The organism is Nocardia alni (genome assembly GCF_019038435.1).
GTDB classification, from domain to species: domain Bacteria; phylum Actinomycetota; class Actinomycetes; order Mycobacteriales; family Mycobacteriaceae; genus Nocardia; species Nocardia alni.
This window is the reverse complement of sequence record NZ_JAGPOX010000172.1, coordinates 1-19366: the sequence shown is the minus strand read 5'-3', so window position 1 is coordinate 19366 and position 19366 is coordinate 1. Positions and strand designations below refer to the sequence as shown.

The following is a 19366-nucleotide window of genomic DNA, read 5'->3' as shown; positions in this document are numbered from 1 at the left end:
CGTTAAAGAGGACCGTACTCCTGCTGAACTGGTCTGCTGCCCGGTGCCACGCCGAGTAGGCTGGCCCGCGAGCCATGATCGGTACCGCAAAAGTCCCTCACCGGGTGTATTCGCTACATGATTGCCATCGAAAGTGAGCCGAGCATGCAGAGTGTGAACAGTAAGCGTTTTCCGAGCGTGGTCGTCACCAGCTTGGCGGCGACCACATCGATCGCCGGTGATGTGGACTCCACCTGGAAGGGGTTGCTCAACGGCGAGAGCGGTATCGATGTGCTGGACGACGAATTCGTCGACCAGTTCGAACTTCCGGTGCGCATCGGCGGGCATTTGAAAGTGAAACCGGACGATTCTCTCTCGGTCGAAGAGATTCGCCGGCTGTCCTATGTCGAACGGATGGCGCTGGTGCTGGGCCGCGAGGTGTGGCGCAACGCGGGAAATCCCCGGGTCGACCCGAATCGGCTCGGAGTGTCGATGGGTACCGGCATGGGTGGCGCGGAGATCTACATCGACATGACCAACAAGTTGCAACGCGGCGGGTACCGCAAGGTCAAGCCGCTGGCCATCCAGCAGATCATGCCGAACGGCTCCGCCGCGGTCATCAGCCTGGAGATCGGCGCCAAAGCCGGTGTCACAACGGTTGTTTCGGCCTGTTCGTCCGGTTCAGAGGCGATCGCCAACGCCTGGAAGATGATCGTCATGGGCGATGCGGACATGGTCGTCACCGGCGGCGTCGAGGGCTCCATCCAGGCGGTCCCGATCGCCGCGTTCAGCATGATGCGCGCCATGAGCATGCGCAACGACGACCCCAAACGCGCCTCGCGCCCGTTCGACAAGGACCGTGACGGGTTCGTCTTCGGCGAGGCCGGCGCGATGATGGTGCTGGAGACCGAGGAGCACGCCAAGGCCCGCGGCGCCACCATCCACGCGCGCCTGCTGGGCGCCGGCGTCACCTCCGACGGATTCCATCTGGTGGCGCCCGATCTCGAGGGCAAGGGCGCGGCGCGCGCCATCAAGCGGGCCATCGAGACCGCGGGCCTGTCGAAAGACGATGTGACGCATGTGAATGCGCACGCCACGGCCACGCCGATCGGCGACACATCCGAGGCACTGGCGATCAATGCCGCGATCGGGAACCATCCGTCGGTCTATGCTCCCAAGTCTGCGCTGGGGCATTCGATCGGCGCGGTCGGCGCGCTCGAGGCGGTGCTCACGGTGCTCAGCATCCGCGACGGCATCGTGCCGCCGACGCTCAATCTCGACAACAAGGATCCGGAGATCGACCTGGATGTCGTGACCGGACAGGCCCGCACCGGCACCATCGACTACGCGATCAAGAACTCGTTCGGCTTCGGCGGACACAACGTCTCGCTGGCATTCGGCCGATACTGAGCGAGCACGCCCGGCGTGCCTGCTACTGTTCGGGCTCCGGTGTCGATCTTTGTTCGGTGTCATCGCGCGTCCACGGTGGCGCGCGTGAAAAAGGATAGGGAATGATCGGCGAGACCTTTGATGACTATCTGGATGAACAGGGCAATATCAAGATTCGCGGCGATTCGACCATGCTCGACTTCGTCGACATGCATACCGCGGCGAACGGGGACGAGCTCGCTTATCGCTACATCGACTACTCGCGCGAGCGTGACGGCGAGTATCTAGAGCTGACCTGGCGTCAGTTCGGTGTGCGCCTGCGTGCGGTGGCCGCGCGGCTACAGCAGGTGACCAAGCCGATGGACCGGGTGGCGATCCTGGCCCCGCAGGGGCTGGACTATGTCGTGGCGATGTTCGCCGCGGTGTACGCGGGCAATATCGGTGTGCCGCTGTTCGATCCGGAGGAGCTGGGCCACAACGATCGTGTGCGTGCGATCCTGGGCGACTGCCGGCCCGCGGCGATCCTGACCGCGGGTTCGACCGCGGCCCGGGTGCGCGAGATCTTCCGGGACCTGCCCGCGTCGCAGCGCCCCCGCATCATCGCGGTGGACGCGATCCCGGACAGCGTCGGTGAGAGCTGGGTGCGCCCGGACATCAGCATCGACAGCGTCGCCTACCTGCAGTACACCTCGGGTTCCACGCGTGTGCCCGCCGGTGTCGAGATCACCCATCGCGCAGTGGGAACCAACCTGCTGCAGATGATCGACTCGATCGGCATCGGCTGGAACGCGCGCGGGGTCACGTGGTTGCCGATGTTCCACGATATGGGCCTGCTGTGTGTGATCCTGCCGGCGATCGGCGGCAAGTTCATCACGATCATGTCGCCCAGCGCGTTCGTGCGGCGGCCGTATCGCTGGATCAAGGAGCTGGCCGCGATCTCGGACGGCGCGTCGACATATGCCGCCGCACCGAATTTCGCGTACGAGCACGCGGCCGTGCGCGGTCTGCCCAAGCCGGGCGAGGATCTGGACCTGTCCAATGTGATCGGTCTGATCAACGGCAGCGAGCCGGTATCGGTGACTTCGATGCAGAAGTTCAACGAGGCGTTCACCCCGTACGGCCTGCCCAAGACCGCGATGAAGCCCTGCTACGGCATGGCGGAGGCGACGCTGTTCGTCTCGGCGACCAAACGCGAGGACGAGGCCAAGGTCGTGTACGTGGACCGCGCCGCACTCAATGCCGGGCACATGGTTGCGGTGGATCAGAACGCGGACAACGCGGTGGCGCAGGTGTCCTGCGGACATGTGGCGCTGTCGCAGTGGGCGGTGATCGTCGATCCCGAGACCGGCGACGAACTGCCCGACGGCGAGGTCGGCGAGATCTGGTTGCACGGCAACAATATGGGTATCGGGTACTGGGGCCGGGACAAGGAGAGCGAGGACACCTTCCGTAACCGCCTCACCTCCCGGCGGCCGGACAGTCACGCCGAAGGCACTGCGCCGGAAGCGGATTGGATGCGTACCGGTGATTTCGGCGCCTATTTCGAGAAGGAGCTGTACATCATCGGCCGGGTCAAGGACCTGGTGATCGTGGACGGCCGCAACCACTATCCGCAGGATCTCGAGCTCTCCGCGCAGGAGGCCTCGAGTGCGCTGCGGCCCGGGTTCGTCGCGGCATTCTCGTTGACGCCCAACGAGATCCCGCAGGCGATGCTGGACACCGGCGTGTCCGCCGGCTCCGAACAGTTGGTCATCGTCGCCGAACGGGGCACGGGCGCGGCGAAACTGGATCCCGAGCCGATCGCCGAGGCGGTGCGCGCGGAAATCGCGCAGCGCCACGGGGTGGCCGTGCGGGATCTGCTGCTGGTCCCGGCGGGGTCGATTCCGCGCACGTCCAGCGGGAAGATCGCGCGGCGCAGGTGTAAGGCGGCATATCTCGAGGGGAGGCTGCGCGGCGGGCATCGCCAGCAGGAATTCCCCGACGCCGAGCAGGAATAAGGCTCGGATTTCATCGTTTCCGCGTGTTGCCGACGGGAATCCGCTCGGGCAGGGTGGATTCCCGTCGGCAACACAACAGGATCGGCAAGGACATCCGGCCGTCCGGCGGGCACGGAGTTGTCCGGTGGTTGTCCTCGCGTGGCGCGACCGAGTCCGGCTACGGTTGGGTTACGCCAGGGAGTGAACTTCGTCAGGCATGTGGTATTCGGTTGTGTTCTACGGACAAGGGGGCTTGTCGTGGAGTACTCGATCGCGGATCTTGTTGCGGTGACGTCGCATTCGGCACCCAATCGGCCGTTGTCGCTGGAGCGCGCGCACCGGGTGATGCAGGTGCACGCCGGATGTTCGACGGAGGATTGCCGACACAAGCGAGCCGCCTACGAGACGTTGGTCAACGCCGGGCATCTGGTACCCGACAGCTCGCGGAGTCATCCCGAGGGGAGATTCTTCCTGCGTCGCGTGCCGCGGCGCGACGCGCGCCCGAGCGAGCCGACCGGCTGAATTCGCCTACCCCGCGCACTCCGCCGGTCCGCTACTCCTCAGTTCCAGTCACCCCAGATCGGCGGGGGAGCCAGGATGTGGCAGCCGTAGCGCGACAGTATGTCGGGATCGTCTCGGCCCGTATCGGTTTGGAAGTAGCCCTCGAGTGTGCCGGGGGTTGCGCCCAGGATGATCTCGCTGTGCGCGGTGATGGTTTGGAAGGTGTGCGCGACGCCCCGGGGTGCGTAGACGAACGCTCCCCGTGCCGCCTCGGAGACCTCGCATTCGCGCAGGGCCTCGCCGCCGATCCAGAACCGCACCCGTCCGTACAGGACGATCCAGAACTCGTCCTCGTGTGTGTGGCTGTGCAGCGGTGGCGCGTCCTGTGGACTGATGGTCGCGCGCACGACGGACAGTTGGCCCGAGCTTTCTCGTTCGGACAGCACCTGTTCGACGATCTGCGCCACCGCGCCACCGCCGCACTTGTATTCCGGCTGGCTCCACGGTCTGCGGACACCACCACCGATGCCGACGTATGTCATTCTCGACTCCTCTCGGATACGGCGCGCTCGACATGGGAGGCGAGGCGTCCGGGCGCCGCACGGAACCGAGGAAGAAAGGTCTGATTTCGCTACGCTGCGATGACATGGGCGGCGTACAGGCGGATCGTCGACCGTGTGGTCGCGGACACACTGCCGTATCTGTCTCGATTGTGCGCGCTGTGCTCGCTGTGCGCACGTGTTTGGCGTCTGTGGGACACATCCAGGGGGATCGATCTGTCGTGCATCGTGCGATTCGGCGGCGATGCCCTGCGCAGCACATGTCCGCCCGATGTCCGGACGCCGTCCGGCCCATGTCGATGGGCGATCTGTGGCAGACTTTGGACCGGCATGATGCGGCCGCTCGACGACCGTGTGCGGAAGGGTTTGCGGGAGTTGGGATGGCTGGAATGGCTGGGACTTCGATGGAGCTGAGCACCATCGAGCGCCAAGTGGCCGAGTACAGGCGGGCCGCCACACACGAGCGCACGCCCGAGGCTGAACTGCGGCTGGCCGATTCGCTGTGCGATGCCGCTCGCGCCTTGATCGCCACCAAGAAAGAAGGCCGCGATCGGTCCGCGGCCGCGCTGGAACCGGCGCAGGAGGCGGTGCTGATCCGTCTGCGCTGGATGACCCGCGGACATGTCACCGCGCAGTTCGCCGGACAGGTGACCGAGGCGCTGCGGCTGTTCGAGGAGGCCGCCCGTACCATCGGCCATCGCGAACTGGCCACCTCCACCATCCGCCAGGCATGCGACGCGTATCACCATGTGGCACAGCGCTATCCGGCTGCGGCAGGGGTCTGTGCCGACGGGTTGTCCAAGTGTGGGGTGTGGCTGTGCCGCCTGGATCCCGATACGGCCGTCGAGGCCAGCACCGAGGCGGTGCGCATCCGGGCGGGTCTGTTCGGGGCCGCTCCGGATCAGGCCAGTCGCTATCTGGCCAGCCTGAACATGCTGCTGCGCACGCTGATGATCGGCCGCCCGCGCAAGCAGGCGCTCGCGATGTACCGCGAGCGGTACTCGACCTGGACCACAGCGCAGATGACCACGCGGCTGCGCGAGATGCGCATCTCCGATCTGGACTTCACCGGCAAAACCATTGCCGCGCTGAACAAATTGGAATGCCAGACGCTCGAGCGCGCGGGTTACCTGACCCAGCAGCAGATCCTGTATCAAACCGCGGGTGACCTGTCCACGATCGAGGAGATCAACTGGAAGCTGGGCCTGGTCGGGCTCAAACCACTGGCCGCCGGTGCGCTTCCGGACCTGCCCTCCAAGCCGGTGGAGATCGCCACTTCGTTCGGCGCGATCGGTGTGCGCTGCTCGAGCCCCGACGCGATGGCGCTGGTGCGCGAGGCCGTCATCGCCGCCTATGCCGTCGATGGGGCCGAGCAGGTCCCGAGCAGCGTCTCCTTCCAGGGGGTACACGAAACCCATTGGCATATCCGTGATCCCGAGCTGAATGTCAGCGGGATCCTCGGTGACGACGTCGTCCTGGTGCAGCGCGCCGGCGGCAGTTGGATCACGGTGGCGAGCCTGTGCTCGGAACTCACCCCGTGCGGTGAGAGTCCGCTGGCCCTGCGGCTGTCGCAGCGCTGGCCGGTGATCTCGGTGAACACCTTCGAGCATATGGCCTACGAATTGTGCTGGTACGCCGACGGAGTGGCCACCCAGTACGCCGCGCTGGGGCGACCCGCGGGTCAGCCCGCGCTGGACAAGCCGCTGGCCCCGTTGGACTTCGGCGCCCTGGCCGACTATGGCGCGGACTACGCCTCGGAGACGCAGGTCCGCGCGTCCTTCGGCAATACCGCGATGTTCTCCAAGCTGACCAACCTGCCCGCCAGCGGAATTCGCCAGGCTGGTCAGGATCGCCCGTTGGCGGATTACGGAGACCAGGTGCTGTACTTCCGGGCCTCGGGAGCCCAGAACAACGGTCGCGCCAGGAGCCGCCGCGCGGCAGACGATCTTGTGGCGAGTGATCCTCAGCCGGATAATAATGCGGTGGATGATGTGAAGGACCCGGACTGAGATGTCCGATCCCGCTGTGCCCTTCGGGGAAAGCTCTGAAGCGGAAGTGGCGCCACCGCTGCGCTGGGAATACGGCGGCCGTGTCTACGTCGTGTGGAGGGTGACCGACGACGGCAACGGCTCGGGCTGGGAACTCGAAGATGTGGGCCCCGCACCCGGGCGCGGAATCGTGCTGGAAATCTTCACCGCCGACGCCGACGGCGAATTCGCCGTCACCGCGTTCACCGACCGGCCGCTGCCCTTCGCCCTGGTTCGCCGATTCGTCAGCGAGGCCGCACGGGAGATCGCCGCACGATAGACGGGGTCCGTACCGTGTGATCATGGTCTCCTCGTGTCACCGGCCGGACCTGCTCCCATTCCAGGGGATGACCGGCCGGGGACAGCGGAATGGCAGGGCTACGCACGTGCGCTGGGATATCGAACGGGTGTCTACTGGATCCCGGGCGGGCTGTGTCCGGGATTACATCCGTGCGCCGTGGCGTTCGACCACTGGAGTGGGCAACTGACCAGAATCGCAACCGTTTCGTGTTGGTCGAACGTTCATCCGGGGATTCTGTGTCGCCGAATGACTGTTGTCGATCGCTGCGGGCGAGGTCATTGATGCCATAGGCATGGCCGATGAGGTGCGTGAACGATGGATTCTCCCCGTCCGTGGGATGTCTGGGGCGCCATTCGAGCAGGTCAGGGGAAAGGTGGTGGTGTGTGACGGAAATGATTTGCGCTGGGGTGCCTGGGCGTATGTATAGTTGGCAATGACAACTAGTTGTATGCGCTAACCAAAGTCTGTTGAACGGGAGAAGGTGAATCCCCATGACCTCAGTCGGCCTCGAACCCGCGCGCACCGTCGCCGCGGCGTCCGATGGTTCGAGCACCGAGGACGACGCCGATCGTCTCGGTGCCCAGCTGATCCGGTTCATGCGGGCAATGAGTCGGTCGAAGACGCAGCTGGCCAAGCAGGGTCCCGATGGGCTCGACAAGCTCGCCTTCGCAGTGCTGTTCTGCCTGGTCCATGACGGCCCACAGCGAACAGGCAAGGTGGCCGAACTTCTCCACGCCGAAACCTCCACGATCAGCAGGCAAACCAGATCTCTTGTGGCACATGGCATGGTCGAGCGCCGGGCGGATCCCGTCGACGGCCGTGCCTGCGTTCTCGCCGCCACCGAGGACGGAGTGCGGGTGTTCGAGGAAACCCGCCGCCAACGCAATCTCTGGTTGGCGGGCATTCTGGCCGACTGGTCCGAACCGGACCGCTCTGCCCTGATCGCCCTGCTCGACCGGCTCAATGCCGAGATCGAGACGACCCCGACCCTGTGTACCGCCGAATCGAAATAGGGCTTAGACAAATGACGACTTCGACCACCCAGGCACCGGCGGCAGCGCCGGTTCTGGATGCAGGTGCGCGGCCACAGCTGTCGCACCGGCAGATCCTGACAATTCTGTCGGGTCTGCTACTGGGTATGTTCCTGGCCGCACTCGATCAGAACATCGTGAGCGTGGCGATCGTGCGGATCGCCAATGATCTGCACGGATTCGACCAGCAGGCATGGGCCACCACCGCCTACCTGATCACCGCTACGATCAGCACCCCGCTGTACGGCAAGCTCGCCGACATCTACGGGCGCAAACCCTTCTTCCTCGCCGCGATCACGATCTTCGTCATCGGCTCGGCGGCGTGTACGTTCTCCACCTCGATGTACGAACTGGCGGGCTTCCGCGCCTTCCAGGGCCTGGGCGCCGGCGGTCTGATGTCGCTGGCGATGACCATCATCGGCGATATCGTGCCGCCGCGTGAACGAGTCCGGTATCAGGGCTACTTCATGATGGTGTTCGGCATCTCGACGGTGGCCGGGCCGGTGCTCGGCGGCTGGTTCTCCGGCTACGACCACCTGGGCGGCATCTCCGGATGGCGCTGGGTGTTCCTGGTGAACGTGCCGATCGGCATCATCGCGCTGGGCGTGGTGGCCCGAGTGCTCAACACGCCACATCAACGGCAGAATCACAAGGTCGACTGGTGGGGCGCGGTGGCATTGACGATATGCGTGGTGCCACTGCTGATCGTCGCCGAACAGGGCCGCACCTGGGGCTGGGGCGTCAACAAGTCCATCATCTGCTACGCCATCGGCGCCATCGGGCTGATCCTGTTCATCTTCATCGAATACCTGATGAGCGATGCGGCGCTGATCCCGTTGCGGCTGTTCAAGAACTCGACGTTCAGCATCGTCATCGCGGGTGGTGCCATCGTCGGTATCGCGATGTTCGGCGGTATGAGCATGATCCCGCTGTACTGGCAGGTGGTGCGCGGCTACTCACCGACCAAGGCGGGTCTGTTGATGCTGCCCATGGTCCTGGGTCTGATGGTCGGCTCGCTCATATCCGGCCAGATCACCCGGCATACCGGCCGCTACAAATACCTGCCGGTGGTGGGCACCTTCTTCGTGGCGATCGGCATGGTGCTGTACAGCACGGTGCACTACGACACCTCGATCTGGGAGCCGCTGGTGTTCAGTGCCATCGTCGGCTTCGGCCTCGGTGGCTGTATGCAGACTCTGATCATCGCGGCGCAGAACGCTGGACCGCGCAGTGATATGGGCGTGTCGACCGCGTCGGCGACCTTCTTCCGGCAGATGGGCGGCACCCTGGGCGTCGCGGTCTTCCTGACCATCCTGTTCAACCTGCTGCCGCACAAGATCATGGACGCCTTCGGCGGACATCTGCCGGCCGGATTCGCCGCCTCCAAGCTGGGCGATATCCAGAGCAACACCAGCGGCATCGCCAACCTGCCGGCCATGGTGAAGGATCCGATCCTGATCGGCTTCACCAACTCCCTGCACGGGGTGTTCTACTCCGCCGCCGGGGTCGCGCTGCTGGCCTGCATCGTGTTGCTGTTCATGAAGGAGATCCCGCTGCAGGATCCGGCCGCCGCCATGCAGAACGCGGCGGTGGAGGGTGCGCCGGTCGACGTGCCCATCGACACGTGGGAGGAAAGTCAGGTCTGGGAGGGCGCCGCGCAGGTGCTCAGCGAACCAGAGCCGGTGCTGGCCGGTGCGGTCGCGGGCAGGCATGCCGTGATCGAACGCAACGGCAACGGTCACGCGGCGCAAACGAATGGAACGGCGGTATCACAGATGGCCATCATGAGCTCATCGGCGGGAATCACCTCGTCCAACGGCGGGGCTCGCACGATCGGGGGCCGGGTCAGACGCGAGGACGGACGGCCGGTGGCCGGTGTCGCGCTCACGCTGATCGACACGCGTGGACACCAGGTCTCGCGGGCGACCGGCGACTCCGACGGCGGGTACACCATCGGTGCGCCGACGGCCGGCAGCTACGTGCTGATCGTCTCGGCGGGCGGGCACCAGCCCGCGGCGGTGAACGTCACCGTCGGCGAGCGGCCGCAGTCGCTGGACGTGTCGCTGGTGGGCTCGGGTGAGCTGTCCGGTGTGGTGCGCACGGCCGGCCGCGGCGAGCCGATCCCGGCCGCGACGATCACGCTCACCGATATGCGTGGCGAGGTCGTCGGGGCGGCGGTCACCGCCCAGGATGGTCTGTACACCTGCCACGGCGTGGTGTCCGGGATCTACACCCTGGTCGCGGTCGCCGATCACATGCGCCCGGCGGCGCTCACGCTGAGCGTGCCCGAGAGCGGGCTGCTGCGGCACGACGTCGAGCTCTCACCGATGACGGTGCTGTCCGGTGCGGCGTGGGCCCACGGCCGCGCGGTGCCCGATGCGCAGGTCACGGTTTTGGATGCGGGCGGCACCCCGGTCGCCAGCACCCGCACGGACGAAGACGGTCAGTACGTGGTGTCCGATCTGCCCGAGGGCGACTACACCGTGGTCGCCAGCGGCTACCCGCCGGTGACCAGCCAGGTTACCGTCGAGGGTGGACAGATCAGCCACGACGTGCGCCTGGGATACGAGGAGGCGGCTAACCAGCTATGAGTGGCTTGACGGCACGAATTCACACGATCGAGGGCTGGCCGGTACCGGATGCGGTACTGACGGTGACCGATCTGACCGGGCGGCAGCTCGCCCGGGCGGTCGTCGACGCGACCGGTGTCGCGAACACCGAGCCGCTGCCCGCGGGTGTGTGCACCGCGATCATCACCGCGCCCGGGTTCGCGCCCGTGGCACAGGTGGCCCGGGTCGGCGCCGATGGATCGGGCCGTCTCGGGGATGTAGTCCTGGCGTCCGAGGCGGGTTCCAACCCGATCCCGCCGCCGGGGCCCTGGACCATCGATCCGGTGCACTCCACGGTCATCGCGACCGCGCGGCATCTGGGCATCGCGAGCATCAAGGCTCGCTTCGCCGAGGTGAGCGGGCGGCTGAACATCTCCGAAAGCCTGGACAAGTCGACGGGTTATGCCGAGATCAAGGCCGCGAGCATCGATACCGGCATCGGCATGCGCGACGACCACTTGCGTTCGGCGGATTTCCTGGACGTCGAGACGTATCCGGTGATCTCGTTCAGCGGCAGCGGGTTCCGTCGCACCGGCGGTGACACGCTGGTGATGCCGGGCGAGCTGCACCTGCATGGTCAGGTCCGCCCGATCGAGCTGGATGTCACCTACGGCGGCTTCGGCCCCGACCCGTGGGGCGGTGTGCGCGCGGCATTCCACGGCGAAATCCAGTTGCACCGCAATGATTTCGCGATCGACTACAACGCCATGGTGCGCGCCGGCATCGCCGCCGTCGGCACCGCGGTGAAGATCGATCTCGATATCGAGCTGGTACAAGGCGAGCAGTTGCCGCAGATGTAGTCGGCTCGTCGCGAGGGCCGCCCCGATTCGGTGAGGGATCGGGGCGGCCCTTTTTGTCATTTCCGCACCGCTGTGCTCGGTGACGGCATTGCGCTGAAGGGGGAGACACTGATGATCGGCTGAAGATGGGCGTGCTTGTCTTCATTCTCAGCGGCTCGTGCGATTCCATGATGGTGCGGGTTGCGAGCATGCCCCTGTAATGCTCGCGGCTTCGCCTGCTACACAAGGTAATTCGAGCAGTTGGAGGAATTGTGAGAAGGTCTTCGCGTACCGGCTCGCCGATGGTGCGGGCGGCCGGGCGAGTGATGGTGGCGGCCGCCGTCCTCGCCGCGCCGGTGGTCACCGCGTCCGCGGCGATGGCGGATCCGGCGCCGCAGCCTGCCGCCGAGGTCGCGTCCGGACCCGCCATCGTGCCCGTCGATTACGGCGGCTGGTACTACTGGCACTGCCAGGTCCATCACGAATGGTGGCGTCCGGCTTGCCATCCGGGAAACCCGCGGCCGCCATATCCACAGCCGTACCCGCCGAGCGGTAGCGCCGCCTAGTATCCGGCGCGGCTCGTCCGAACATGGCTGGGCCCGGCGCCGCACGTGAAGCGCGACGCCGGGCTCACTTCATTCCGCCGAAGCCCTCCCCGGTCCGGTGGGAGAGCCCGGCCCACAGAGGAGTTCGACAGTACGAGAAGGTGTGAGACCGGTCGGCCTGTGTCGTTTCCGTAAGGGCGGCTGCGGGAGGGTTCGGGGTGGACGATACTGGCCGGATATTCGGCGAACGCGAAAGGCATCGCATGGCGGACAAGGCGTCGGGCACGGCATACGGACCCATCGTCATCGCCGCCGGTGAGTGGTGGATGCCCGAGGGGCAGCGGCTGGTCACCGACGATCTCGCCGCCGCGATGTTGCCCCCGGTGATGGGGTGGATGGTCCGGCCGTCGCTCCTGCGACGGTGGCTTATGGCCATGACCGATCGCGAGGCGCCCGGGCTGTGGAACGCGATCGCCTGCCGCAAGCGTTATCTCGACGACCGGACGGCCGAGGCGCTCGCCGACGGCGTCGCGGCGGTGGTGCTGCTCGGCGCCGGATTCGATACGCGCGGTTACCGTTTGGTCGCACCGCGCGGCATCCCGGACTTCGAGGTGGACATGCCGGTCAACATCGAGGCCAAGCGCAAGCGGATGCCGGTGCCGCGGCACGTGACCCTAGTCCCGATCGACTTCGAGGCCGGTGATCTGAGCGCCACGCTCGCGGCGGCCGGTTACCGCGCCGCGGACAAGACGCTGTTCATCTGGGAGGGGGTCACCCAGTACCTGACCGAATCCGCTGTTCGTACCACGCTGGGCCACCTGTCCGGGGCCGCGCCGGGCAGCCGGCTCGGATTCACCTATGTTCGCAAGGATTTCCTGGACGGCACAAAGGATTACGACTCGCCCCGCACATACCGGCGCTTCGTCGCCCCCGATCGCCTCTGGCGCTTCGGCCTGAACCCCGCCGATGTCGGGCCGCTGCTGGCCGAATACGGCTGGCAGGAGACCGAACAGGCCGGCGTCCGCGAATACACCGAGCGCTACCTGGAACCGGCCGGACGCACCGGTACGGTCTCCGACCTCGAACGCTGCGTCTACGCCGTCAAGTCCTGAACGGATTGGTCCCGCGCCTCGAACGCGGCCGCGATGATCGGGCGGACCTGGTCCATCGTCGCCGCGCCTGCCTCCCGCCGCGCGGAGGTCATGTCGACGTCGTGCAGGCCGCAGGCCACGGCCCAGTGCCAGGGCTCGAGGTCGCCGTCGACGTTGAGGGCGAAGCCGTGGCTGGTGATGCCGCGGCTCTGACGCATGCCGATGGAGACGATCTTGCGACCCGTCGCCGCTGTCCACACGCCGGTCAGCAGCTCGGATCCCGGTGGGGTGTCGCGGCGCTCGGCGGAGATGCCGAGGGTGCCCAGCGCATCGATGAGGCGGTATTCGACCTCGCGGATGTAGTCCACGACACCCTCGTTCGCCGCCAGTTTCACGATCAGGTAGCCGACGAGCTGGCCCGGGCCGTGATACGTCAGCTGGCCACCGCGGTTGGTCTCCACGACCGGGATGTGCCGGGCCGGATCGGGCAGATGCTCCACGGGGGTGCGGCGGCCGATGGTGTACACCTGCGGATGGGACAGCAGCCACAGCGTGTCGGGCCGCTCGTCGCGCTGGCGCTGCTCGACCAGTTCGGCCATGCGCTCCATGGCCTTGTCGTAGTCGACGAGATCGTCACGGATCAGTGCCAGCGGCCGGGACTTCATGTTTCGAGCCTACCGCCGGGCGGTATCGGACCCGGTCAGCGGGCTAATTGCAGCGCCAGGACCGCCACGGCCGGTACCAGATACAACGCGGGGTACGCGGCATGGGTGTACGCCCGTGCGCGCAGGGTGGTGAGGATCGCGCCGAGGAAGTGCAGCATCAGCCCGATCGCCGCCGCCACGCCGAGTCCGGGGACGGCGAATCCGATGAGCAATCCGATCGCGCCCGCCCCCTTGGCCAGCGCCAGCCAACTCCACCACGACTGCGGCACCCCGTACTGGACGAGCGAGTCGGTGACGAAGGCCTTGCGAGTGAACAGCGAATAACTCGAGAAGCCGATCCACAGGGCCGCTACGATGCCGACGACGTGGTAAGCGACGTTCATGGGCTTTGCCTGTCTGTGCGGAGAAACAGTGTCGTGGATATGACGATTCGTCCGCGGGGAATGTGACACGCATCTGTCGGTGGGCGTGAGTACGGTCGAGGGCAGGTTTTCGTTCCGGGGATGTAAGGAGTGCGAGCTATGACCGTTGCAGATGTGTTGACCGATGCGTACGAGCGGGTGCGGGAGGTCGTGCACGAGGCGGTGGACGGGCTGGACGCCGAGGCGCTGGGGTTCCGGGTCGATCCGGGCGCCAACTCGATCGCCTGGCTGGTCTGGCATCTGACCCGGGTGCAGGACGATCACGTGGCCGAGGTGGCCGGTGTCGAGCAGGTGTGGACCGCGCGGGGCTGGTACGACAGGTTCGCGCTGCCGATCGATAAGCGCGCCACCGGATATGGCGACGGCGCCGACGATGTGGCCCTGATCAAGGCCCCGGCCGAGCTGCTCACCGGGTACTACGACGCGGTGCACGAGCAGACGCTGCGGTATGTGCGGGGCCTGACCGACTCGGACCTGGCCCGGATCGTCGACACCCGCTGGGATCCGCCGGTCACGCTCGGGGTGCGGCTGGTGAGCGTGATCTCCGATGATCTGCAGCACGCCGGGCAGGCGATGTATCTGCGGGGTGTGCTCGGGCGGACGTCGTAGGGTTCGCCACGGTGATTCGGCCGAGCGGGCGTTCGGCCGAATCAGTTGGCGGACAGCGGGTCCGGCGCGCCAGGGTGGGGAGCGTGGATGTGAGTCGTGAGAGACCTCTGCTCGTGGAGGGTCAGCGCCGCGTCACCATCGCCCTCGCGGGTGGTGTCGTCCGGATCGGCCGTCGTGTCCCGGGGTTCGCGGTGCGCGCGTAAGGCCCGGCGGCGTTGGCGGTAGTTGTAGACGATGCTGCTGAGGAAGGCGACCGCGATGATGGCCACGCCGATCAGGCCCGTGGTGATCTCGTTGATGGCGTGGCCGGTGGACCACAGGAGCAGAACCGCGAGGGTGCCGATGGCCCAGTGCGCGCCGTGCTCGAGGTACACGTAGTCCCCTAGGGTGCCCTTGCGCACCATGTAGACGGTGATCGAGCGGACGAACATCGCACCGATCAGACCCAGGCCCAGGGCGATGATGATCGGGTCGGAGGTGATGGCGAACGAGCCGATCACGCCGTCGAAGGAGAAGGAGGCGTCCAGCACCTCCAGGTAGAGAAAGCCGAAGAGGGCGGCGCGGCCGGTGGCGATCGCGGCCGAGGACGGACCGTTCGAGTGCTGGTGGTCGAAGTGCGCGCCCAGACCGTCGACGATCAGATAGGTCGCCATGCCCAGTGCGCCGGCGACCATCACCACATCCGCATCCCGGTCGGGCGCCACCAGGCCGGCGACGGCGACCAGCACTATCAGAGATATCACGACCGGGAGCGTGGTGAACCGGCCCAATCGCGCCATCGGGCGCTCCAGCCAACTCAGCCAGGTGGTCTCGCGTTCGGTGCAGATGAAGTTCAGGAACAGCATCAGCAGAAACATGCCGCCGAAGGTGGCGATCTTGGGATTGGCCTGGTTGAGCAGGGTTTCGTAGCTGGGCGTGCCGTCGATGAAGTAGGGCGCACCCCCGGCCGGCGGGTGCAGCGCCAGGTTCAGCGCCTGGAACGGGTCCAGGTGCGCGCCGATGGCGACCACCAGCAGCGGGAACAGCAGCCGCATCCCGAACACCGCGATCACCACGCCGACGGACAGGAACATGCGTTGCCAGAACCGGCTCATCCGTTCCAGGACAGCCGCATTCACCACGGCGTTGTCGAACGACAGCGATACCTCGAGCACCCCGAGCACCGCCGCGAGTATCAGACCGTCCACACCGCCGTACAGCGATGCCACGATCAGTGCCAGGATTGCGACGATGAACGAGGGAGCGAACACTCGCACAAACATGACGACGCGCCTTTCGTCAGCCCTGCCCTGCCCTGAGCCCGCGGCGTGCTCATTCGACGGATTGCCGCACTTACGTGACGATCAACTCCTGGCCTGATTGTGACAGCTCAATGCCCCCGACGACAATTGAACGGTTGTCTGCGCCTGATCTTCCCAGGTGCGAGGTATGCGAGGTTTACCGCGCGGTCGGGGGTGTCGACCGGTTCCCAGCCTGGAGAAGACCGCCGATCGAGGGCCGGTGCGCGGCATGGTCAGTCCTGCCCTGAAGGGGACAGCAGCGCCGCCAGGTGACGCGGGGCCGGGGAGCCGTGCGACAGCATCCGGTCGTGCCACTCGCGCAGCGAGATGTTCGCGGGACGGGCCGCGGCGATCGCCGAGACCTCGGTGTAGCCCACGAAGTAGGTCGACAACTGGGTCGAACTGAGCTGGGCGCGACGCCACTTGCCCGCCGCCTCACCCTCCTCCTGGAAGCCGCGCCGCAGCATCAGGTCCATCGCCTCGACCTCGGTCATGCCGTCGCAGTGCACACCCTGGTCCAGGATCGTGTTGATGGTCATCCGCAGGTGGGATTTGAGCCGCTGCAACCGCACGGCCACGCCGCCGAATCCGTGATCCGACATCAACTCCTCGGTGTACACCGCCCAGCCCTCGATGAAGGTGCCGCTTTCGCACAGCCCGCGCGCGGGCGTCGACCCGCGGAAGCGGCGGGAGTGCGCGAGTTGCAGGTAGTGGCCCGGCATCGCCTCGTGGACGGTGAGATTGCGCATCATGTAGTCGTTGTATTCGCGATAGAACGAGGCGGTGCGCTCGGCGGACCAGTCTGCGGGTGTCGGGGCTATGGCGAAAAATGTTGGCATGTCCGCGGTTTCGAGCGGCCCGACAGGGTCGCAGTACGCGACGGCCACACCGCGAGCGAATTCGGGCATCTCCTGCACGATCAACGTGTCGTCCACGAGGGTGACCAGATCATGGTGGGCCACAAAGTCTTCGGCCTCGCGCAGGGCTGCGGAGGCGACCGCGACGACGGTGTCGTTGCCTGGACGGTCGGCGGCCAGCCGGTCCAGCGCGGTCCGCACGGTCTCGTCGTCGGGTTCGCGCACGCCGAGAAATTCTCCTGCGGCCGAACGGATTTCGGTCGACAGATGGTCGAGGTGGCGGTGCGCGCGGTCGAGCAGCTCGGCCGCGCCCAGTTCGGTGTCCAGGGTGTGCCACAGTTTGGCCTCCCACAGCCGGCGACCCAATCGCGCGTCGTGCGGGGCGCCGTCGAGCCGGTCGGTAAGCCAGTCGGTGAACTCGCCCAGCGCTGCCACCGCAGCGCCGGCGACCGGCTCGATCCGTGCGCCGGGCACCTGTGCGGCCAGTTCGGGCGCCTGCTCACGGATCAGTGCGGCGACGCCGCCGAACTGCCCGATCGCGGTCTCGACGTGGATCCTCGGGCATTCGCGCAGCACCGCGCGGGCGGTGGCCAGCGCGTCGGGCAGTGCCGCCAGCCGGTCGGTGAGCAGTTCCAGGCGCTGCTCGGCCGGCGCGAACGGCCGCGCCAGCAGCCCGTGCAGCAGTGGTCCCGGATTGTGGGCCAGGGGATTCCACTCGCGTTCGCGCAGCTCCTCGAGCGCGAACAGCCGCCCGTCCAGCTCCTGCAGCAGTAGTGCGTTGTCCACCCGGTCCTGCGCGCCGAGGCCGTCGTCGTCGACCTCGGCCAGGGCGTGCGAGGCCTCGCGCAGCATCGCGATGTGCTCCCGCGTCGCGGAGTCCGAGAGATCCGGCAGCTGGTCGTCGACCCGATGATCTCCCACGTAGTAGGCGGTCATCGGGTCGGCCTCCAGGATCGCCTCGACGATGCGCTCGGCCCGCGGTACGAAATCCTCACCCATCCCGCCACGGTACCGAGTCGGTCAGTACCAGTGGTGTACCTGCCAGAACGCCCATGCGCTGTCCGGGCTGCCGTACCGCTGGCACATGTAGTCGTAGGCCCAGCGGATCTGCGTGAGCGGATCCCATAGCCAATCGAAGCCGTGACTGGACATTTTCTGGGGCGGTAGCGCCTGGCCCAATCCGTACGCGCCCGAGGTCGGGTTGACGGCGAAGACGTTCCACCCGCTCTCGTGCGTGATGATCTGGTCGAAGGACGGATATTCCGACGGCGGGACGATGAACCGGGCCATGGTCCTGGGCGCGACACCGGCCAGGCTCGAGCCCGTGCCGACGAGGCTCGACCCCGTGTTCACGAAGCTCGACCCCGTGTCGATGAGATACGGCAGCATCGAGGACACGTCCGTGCCGTCGGCGGAGCAGTCGGTCTGGCAATCGGCCAGCGCATCGGGCGGGCCGCAGAACATCATCGCGCACACCGATAGTGCGGTGACGACTAGAATTGGACGAACGTACCGAGAGAGTCGAATCGGTTGCAGCATAGCCATTTCGAACCCCTTACAGCGACTGACCGACCAAGTGGACCGGTATGCGGAAGGGAGCAGCTAACCTGATTCGAGGCTACCAAAGGTTGACGGCAGGATTGCTGGTTTCGGCAGACAGTTGAACGCCTGTACGCCAACAGAAAGGGAGCAGGCCGGTCGGTATTGAACGCCGCCCGGCTACGGGCGGCTCAGATATCCGGTGAGATGCGGCAGCGCCTCGACCGGATGTCGCGCCTGGATTCCGGCGGCGACTTCGCGGTAGAGCCACCCGCTCTCGTCGGCCGCCCGCACGATCACCCCCATGACCATGCCGGTGTGCGGACCGCGCAGCAGCGTGTGGCGCACGATCTCGGTACCGGTCCGGGTATCGAGCAGGCGGCAGAAACCGTTGCGGATATCGTCGAAAGTCTGTCCCGTATAGGAGGTTACGAGCAGCAGCACCGCCGTCACCCGTTCCGGCAGCCGGGTCAGCTCGATCGTGAGCAGTTCGTCGTCGCCGGTGCCGTCGCCGGTGAGATTGTCCCCCTGCAGGCGCACCGCACCGTCGGCGGCGCTGAGCTGCTCGCTGTAGACCACGTCCACCAGCTCGACACCGTCGAACAGCAGGGCGTTCGCGTTCAGGTCGACATCGTGCGGGCGCTGCCTGCGGAATATCCCCCACCGGGGCGGATCCCAGCCGAGCCCCATGGCCAAGCGGTCGCGCGGCGTGTCGCCCTCGACGGGCAGCGGTATGAGCATGAACCAAATATCCTTGCCTCACCGCAGATGTCAACGCAGGGGGTTTTGTCCCGGGTTCGACCAGTGTCGACTCGCGGCGCGACGCGTTGTTCGATGAGGGGCTGTGGGCAAGCGTCCAGGAGGTGCTGTGCTGTGACTATATTGCGGTGGGGCGGGTGAAACCGTTGCCTACCAACTCGGCGATGGCGTGGGTGATCAGCTGCCAGGCGGCGTCGGCGCCCTGCCCCGAATGTTCGGTGGCGGGCGCGGTAACGGACAAGCCGCGCGCGAGTTCGTCGGCGTAGTGGTCGGCGATCCTGCCGCAGTCCACGCGTAACCGTTCGATCAAGGCGTGCGCCGCGGTGGGGGACAGACCGGCGGCGACGAGGCGGTCGATCGGTGCGGCGCCGGGCATTCTGCGCAGCCGCCGGGTCGGGGCGGAATCGGCGGCGGACTCCTGCACCGCGCCATTGTGGGGCGCCGGGG

General features: G+C 66.6%; 18 protein-coding genes and 1 pseudogene. 11 read left to right on the top strand and 8 right to left on the bottom strand.

Annotated features, from left to right (window positions below):
- Positions 1-144: 144 nt before the first annotated feature.
- The 3 genes from JZ791_RS38845 (at position 145) to JZ791_RS38835 (ending at position 3866) form a co-directional block, all read left to right on the top strand.
- On the top strand, positions 145-1389 hold the full coding sequence (locus JZ791_RS38845; protein ID WP_216902107.1) for a KasA/KasB family beta-ketoacyl-ACP synthase: 1245 nt from the start codon (positions 145-147) through the stop codon (positions 1387-1389).
- A gap of 101 nt (positions 1390-1490) precedes the next feature.
- Positions 1491-3365 (top strand): long-chain-fatty-acid--AMP ligase FadD32, encoded by a 1875-nt coding sequence (gene fadD32 / locus JZ791_RS38840; protein ID WP_254207115.1) that lies wholly within the window; start codon positions 1491-1493, stop codon positions 3363-3365.
- A 237-nt stretch (positions 3366-3602) separates the two neighbouring features.
- Entirely contained in the window at positions 3603-3866 is a 264-nt protein-coding gene (locus JZ791_RS38835) for a hypothetical protein (RefSeq protein ID WP_216902106.1), read from the top strand.
- A 38-nt stretch (positions 3867-3904) separates the two neighbouring features.
- On the opposite strand, the gene JZ791_RS38830 is transcribed toward JZ791_RS38835, so the two are convergent.
- Positions 3905-4387: a cupin domain-containing protein gene (locus JZ791_RS38830; protein WP_216902105.1), complete on the bottom strand. Its 483-nt coding sequence runs from the start codon at positions 4385-4387 to the stop codon at positions 3905-3907.
- Between the two features lie 407 nt (positions 4388-4794).
- Here JZ791_RS38830 and JZ791_RS38825 point away from each other — a divergent pair, with 407 nt between their 5' ends.
- The 7 genes from JZ791_RS38825 (at position 4795) to JZ791_RS38795 (ending at position 12809) form a co-directional block, all read left to right on the top strand.
- Positions 4795-6414 carry a hypothetical protein gene (locus JZ791_RS38825; protein WP_254207114.1) on the top strand — a complete coding sequence of 540 codons (1620 nt, stop codon included), beginning with the start codon at positions 4795-4797 and terminating at the stop codon, positions 6412-6414.
- A gap of 1 nt (position 6415) precedes the next feature.
- Positions 6416-6712 carry a hypothetical protein gene (locus JZ791_RS38820; RefSeq protein WP_216902104.1) on the top strand — a complete coding sequence of 99 codons (297 nt, stop codon included), beginning with the start codon at positions 6416-6418 and terminating at the stop codon, positions 6710-6712.
- Positions 6713-7224: 512 nt separating this feature from the next.
- The gene (locus tag JZ791_RS38815; protein WP_216902102.1) at positions 7225-7746 is read left to right on the top strand and encodes a MarR family winged helix-turn-helix transcriptional regulator; all 522 of its coding nucleotides are present in this window, start codon (positions 7225-7227) and stop codon (positions 7744-7746) included.
- Between the two features lie 11 nt (positions 7747-7757).
- Positions 7758-10355, top strand: coding sequence for an MFS transporter (locus JZ791_RS38810; protein ID WP_216902100.1), 2598 nt, complete (start codon positions 7758-7760; stop codon positions 10353-10355).
- Complete coding sequence (locus JZ791_RS38805; protein WP_216902098.1) at positions 10352-11173, top strand: YceI family protein; 822 nt, start codon at positions 10352-10354, stop codon at positions 11171-11173. The genes JZ791_RS38810 and JZ791_RS38805 overlap by 4 nt, the downstream gene beginning before the upstream one ends.
- A 251-nt stretch (positions 11174-11424) precedes the next feature.
- On the top strand, positions 11425-11718 hold the full coding sequence (locus JZ791_RS38800; RefSeq protein ID WP_216902096.1) for a hypothetical protein: 294 nt from the start codon (positions 11425-11427) through the stop codon (positions 11716-11718).
- 242 nt (positions 11719-11960) lie between these two features.
- Positions 11961-12809: an SAM-dependent methyltransferase gene (locus JZ791_RS38795; protein ID WP_216902109.1), complete on the top strand. Its 849-nt coding sequence runs from the start codon at positions 11961-11963 to the stop codon at positions 12807-12809.
- Here JZ791_RS38795 and lipB read toward each other — a convergent pair.
- On the bottom strand, positions 12791-13453 hold the full coding sequence (lipB, locus tag JZ791_RS38790) for a lipoyl(octanoyl) transferase LipB (protein ID WP_254207113.1): 663 nt from the start codon (positions 13451-13453) through the stop codon (positions 12791-12793). The two genes, JZ791_RS38795 and lipB, sit on opposite strands and share 19 nt — an antisense overlap.
- A 35-nt stretch (positions 13454-13488) precedes the next feature.
- Positions 13489-13836, bottom strand: a complete 348-nt coding sequence (locus JZ791_RS38785; protein WP_216902094.1) for a DoxX family protein — start codon at positions 13834-13836, stop codon at positions 13489-13491.
- A 138-nt stretch (positions 13837-13974) separates the two neighbouring features.
- Between JZ791_RS38785 and JZ791_RS38780 the strand changes: the two genes are divergently transcribed.
- Complete coding sequence (locus JZ791_RS38780) at positions 13975-14484, top strand: mycothiol transferase (RefSeq protein WP_216902092.1); 510 nt, start codon at positions 13975-13977, stop codon at positions 14482-14484.
- A gap of 41 nt (positions 14485-14525) precedes the next feature.
- Here JZ791_RS38780 and JZ791_RS38775 read toward each other — a convergent pair whose 3' ends face one another.
- From JZ791_RS38775 to JZ791_RS38755, 5 genes and pseudogenes are all read right to left on the bottom strand, one after another.
- Complete coding sequence (locus tag JZ791_RS38775; protein ID WP_216902090.1) at positions 14526-15746, bottom strand: DUF475 domain-containing protein; 1221 nt, start codon at positions 15744-15746, stop codon at positions 14526-14528.
- Between the two features lie 251 nt (positions 15747-15997).
- Positions 15998-17620, bottom strand: a complete 1623-nt coding sequence (locus JZ791_RS38770; RefSeq protein WP_216902088.1) for a DUF885 domain-containing protein — start codon at positions 17618-17620, stop codon at positions 15998-16000.
- A 21-nt stretch (positions 17621-17641) separates the two neighbouring features.
- On the bottom strand, positions 17642-18088 hold the full coding sequence (locus JZ791_RS38765) for an aggregation-promoting factor C-terminal-like domain-containing protein (RefSeq protein WP_254207112.1): 447 nt from the start codon (positions 18086-18088) through the stop codon (positions 17642-17644).
- A gap of 252 nt (positions 18089-18340) precedes the next feature.
- Positions 18341-18901: a TerD family protein gene (locus JZ791_RS38760; protein WP_216902085.1), complete on the bottom strand. Its 561-nt coding sequence runs from the start codon at positions 18899-18901 to the stop codon at positions 18341-18343.
- 136 nt (positions 18902-19037) lie between these two features.
- Positions 19038-19366: pseudogene (locus JZ791_RS38755) on the bottom strand (hypothetical protein); the annotation flags it as partial.

Coding starts and splice junctions, on each gene's coding strand:
- JZ791_RS38845 (WP_216902107.1), top strand. CDS start 145: ATGCAGAGTGTGAACAGTAAGCGTTTTCCGAGCGTGGTCGTCACCAGC.
- fadD32 (WP_254207115.1), top strand. CDS start 1,491: ATGATCGGCGAGACCTTTGATGACTATCTGGATGAACAGGGCAATATC.
- JZ791_RS38830 (WP_216902105.1), bottom strand. CDS start 4,387: ATGACATACGTCGGCATCGGTGGTGGTGTCCGCAGACCGTGGAGCCAG.
- JZ791_RS38825 (WP_254207114.1), top strand. CDS start 4,795: ATGGCTGGGACTTCGATGGAGCTGAGCACCATCGAGCGCCAAGTGGCC.
- JZ791_RS38820 (WP_216902104.1), top strand. CDS start 6,416: ATGTCCGATCCCGCTGTGCCCTTCGGGGAAAGCTCTGAAGCGGAAGTG.
- JZ791_RS38815 (WP_216902102.1), top strand. CDS start 7,225: ATGACCTCAGTCGGCCTCGAACCCGCGCGCACCGTCGCCGCGGCGTCC.
- JZ791_RS38810 (WP_216902100.1), top strand. CDS start 7,758: ATGACGACTTCGACCACCCAGGCACCGGCGGCAGCGCCGGTTCTGGAT.
- JZ791_RS38805 (WP_216902098.1), top strand. CDS start 10,352: ATGAGTGGCTTGACGGCACGAATTCACACGATCGAGGGCTGGCCGGTA.
- JZ791_RS38795 (WP_216902109.1), top strand. CDS start 11,961: ATGGCGGACAAGGCGTCGGGCACGGCATACGGACCCATCGTCATCGCC.
- lipB (WP_254207113.1), bottom strand. CDS start 13,453: ATGAAGTCCCGGCCGCTGGCACTGATCCGTGACGATCTCGTCGACTAC.
- JZ791_RS38785 (WP_216902094.1), bottom strand. CDS start 13,836: ATGAACGTCGCTTACCACGTCGTCGGCATCGTAGCGGCCCTGTGGATC.
- JZ791_RS38780 (WP_216902092.1), top strand. CDS start 13,975: ATGACCGTTGCAGATGTGTTGACCGATGCGTACGAGCGGGTGCGGGAG.
- JZ791_RS38775 (WP_216902090.1), bottom strand. CDS start 15,746: ATGTTTGTGCGAGTGTTCGCTCCCTCGTTCATCGTCGCAATCCTGGCA.
- JZ791_RS38770 (WP_216902088.1), bottom strand. CDS start 17,620: ATGGGTGAGGATTTCGTACCGCGGGCCGAGCGCATCGTCGAGGCGATC.
- JZ791_RS38765 (WP_254207112.1), bottom strand. CDS start 18,088: ATGATGTTCTGCGGCCCGCCCGATGCGCTGGCCGATTGCCAGACCGAC.
- JZ791_RS38760 (WP_216902085.1), bottom strand. CDS start 18,901: ATGCTCATACCGCTGCCCGTCGAGGGCGACACGCCGCGCGACCGCTTG.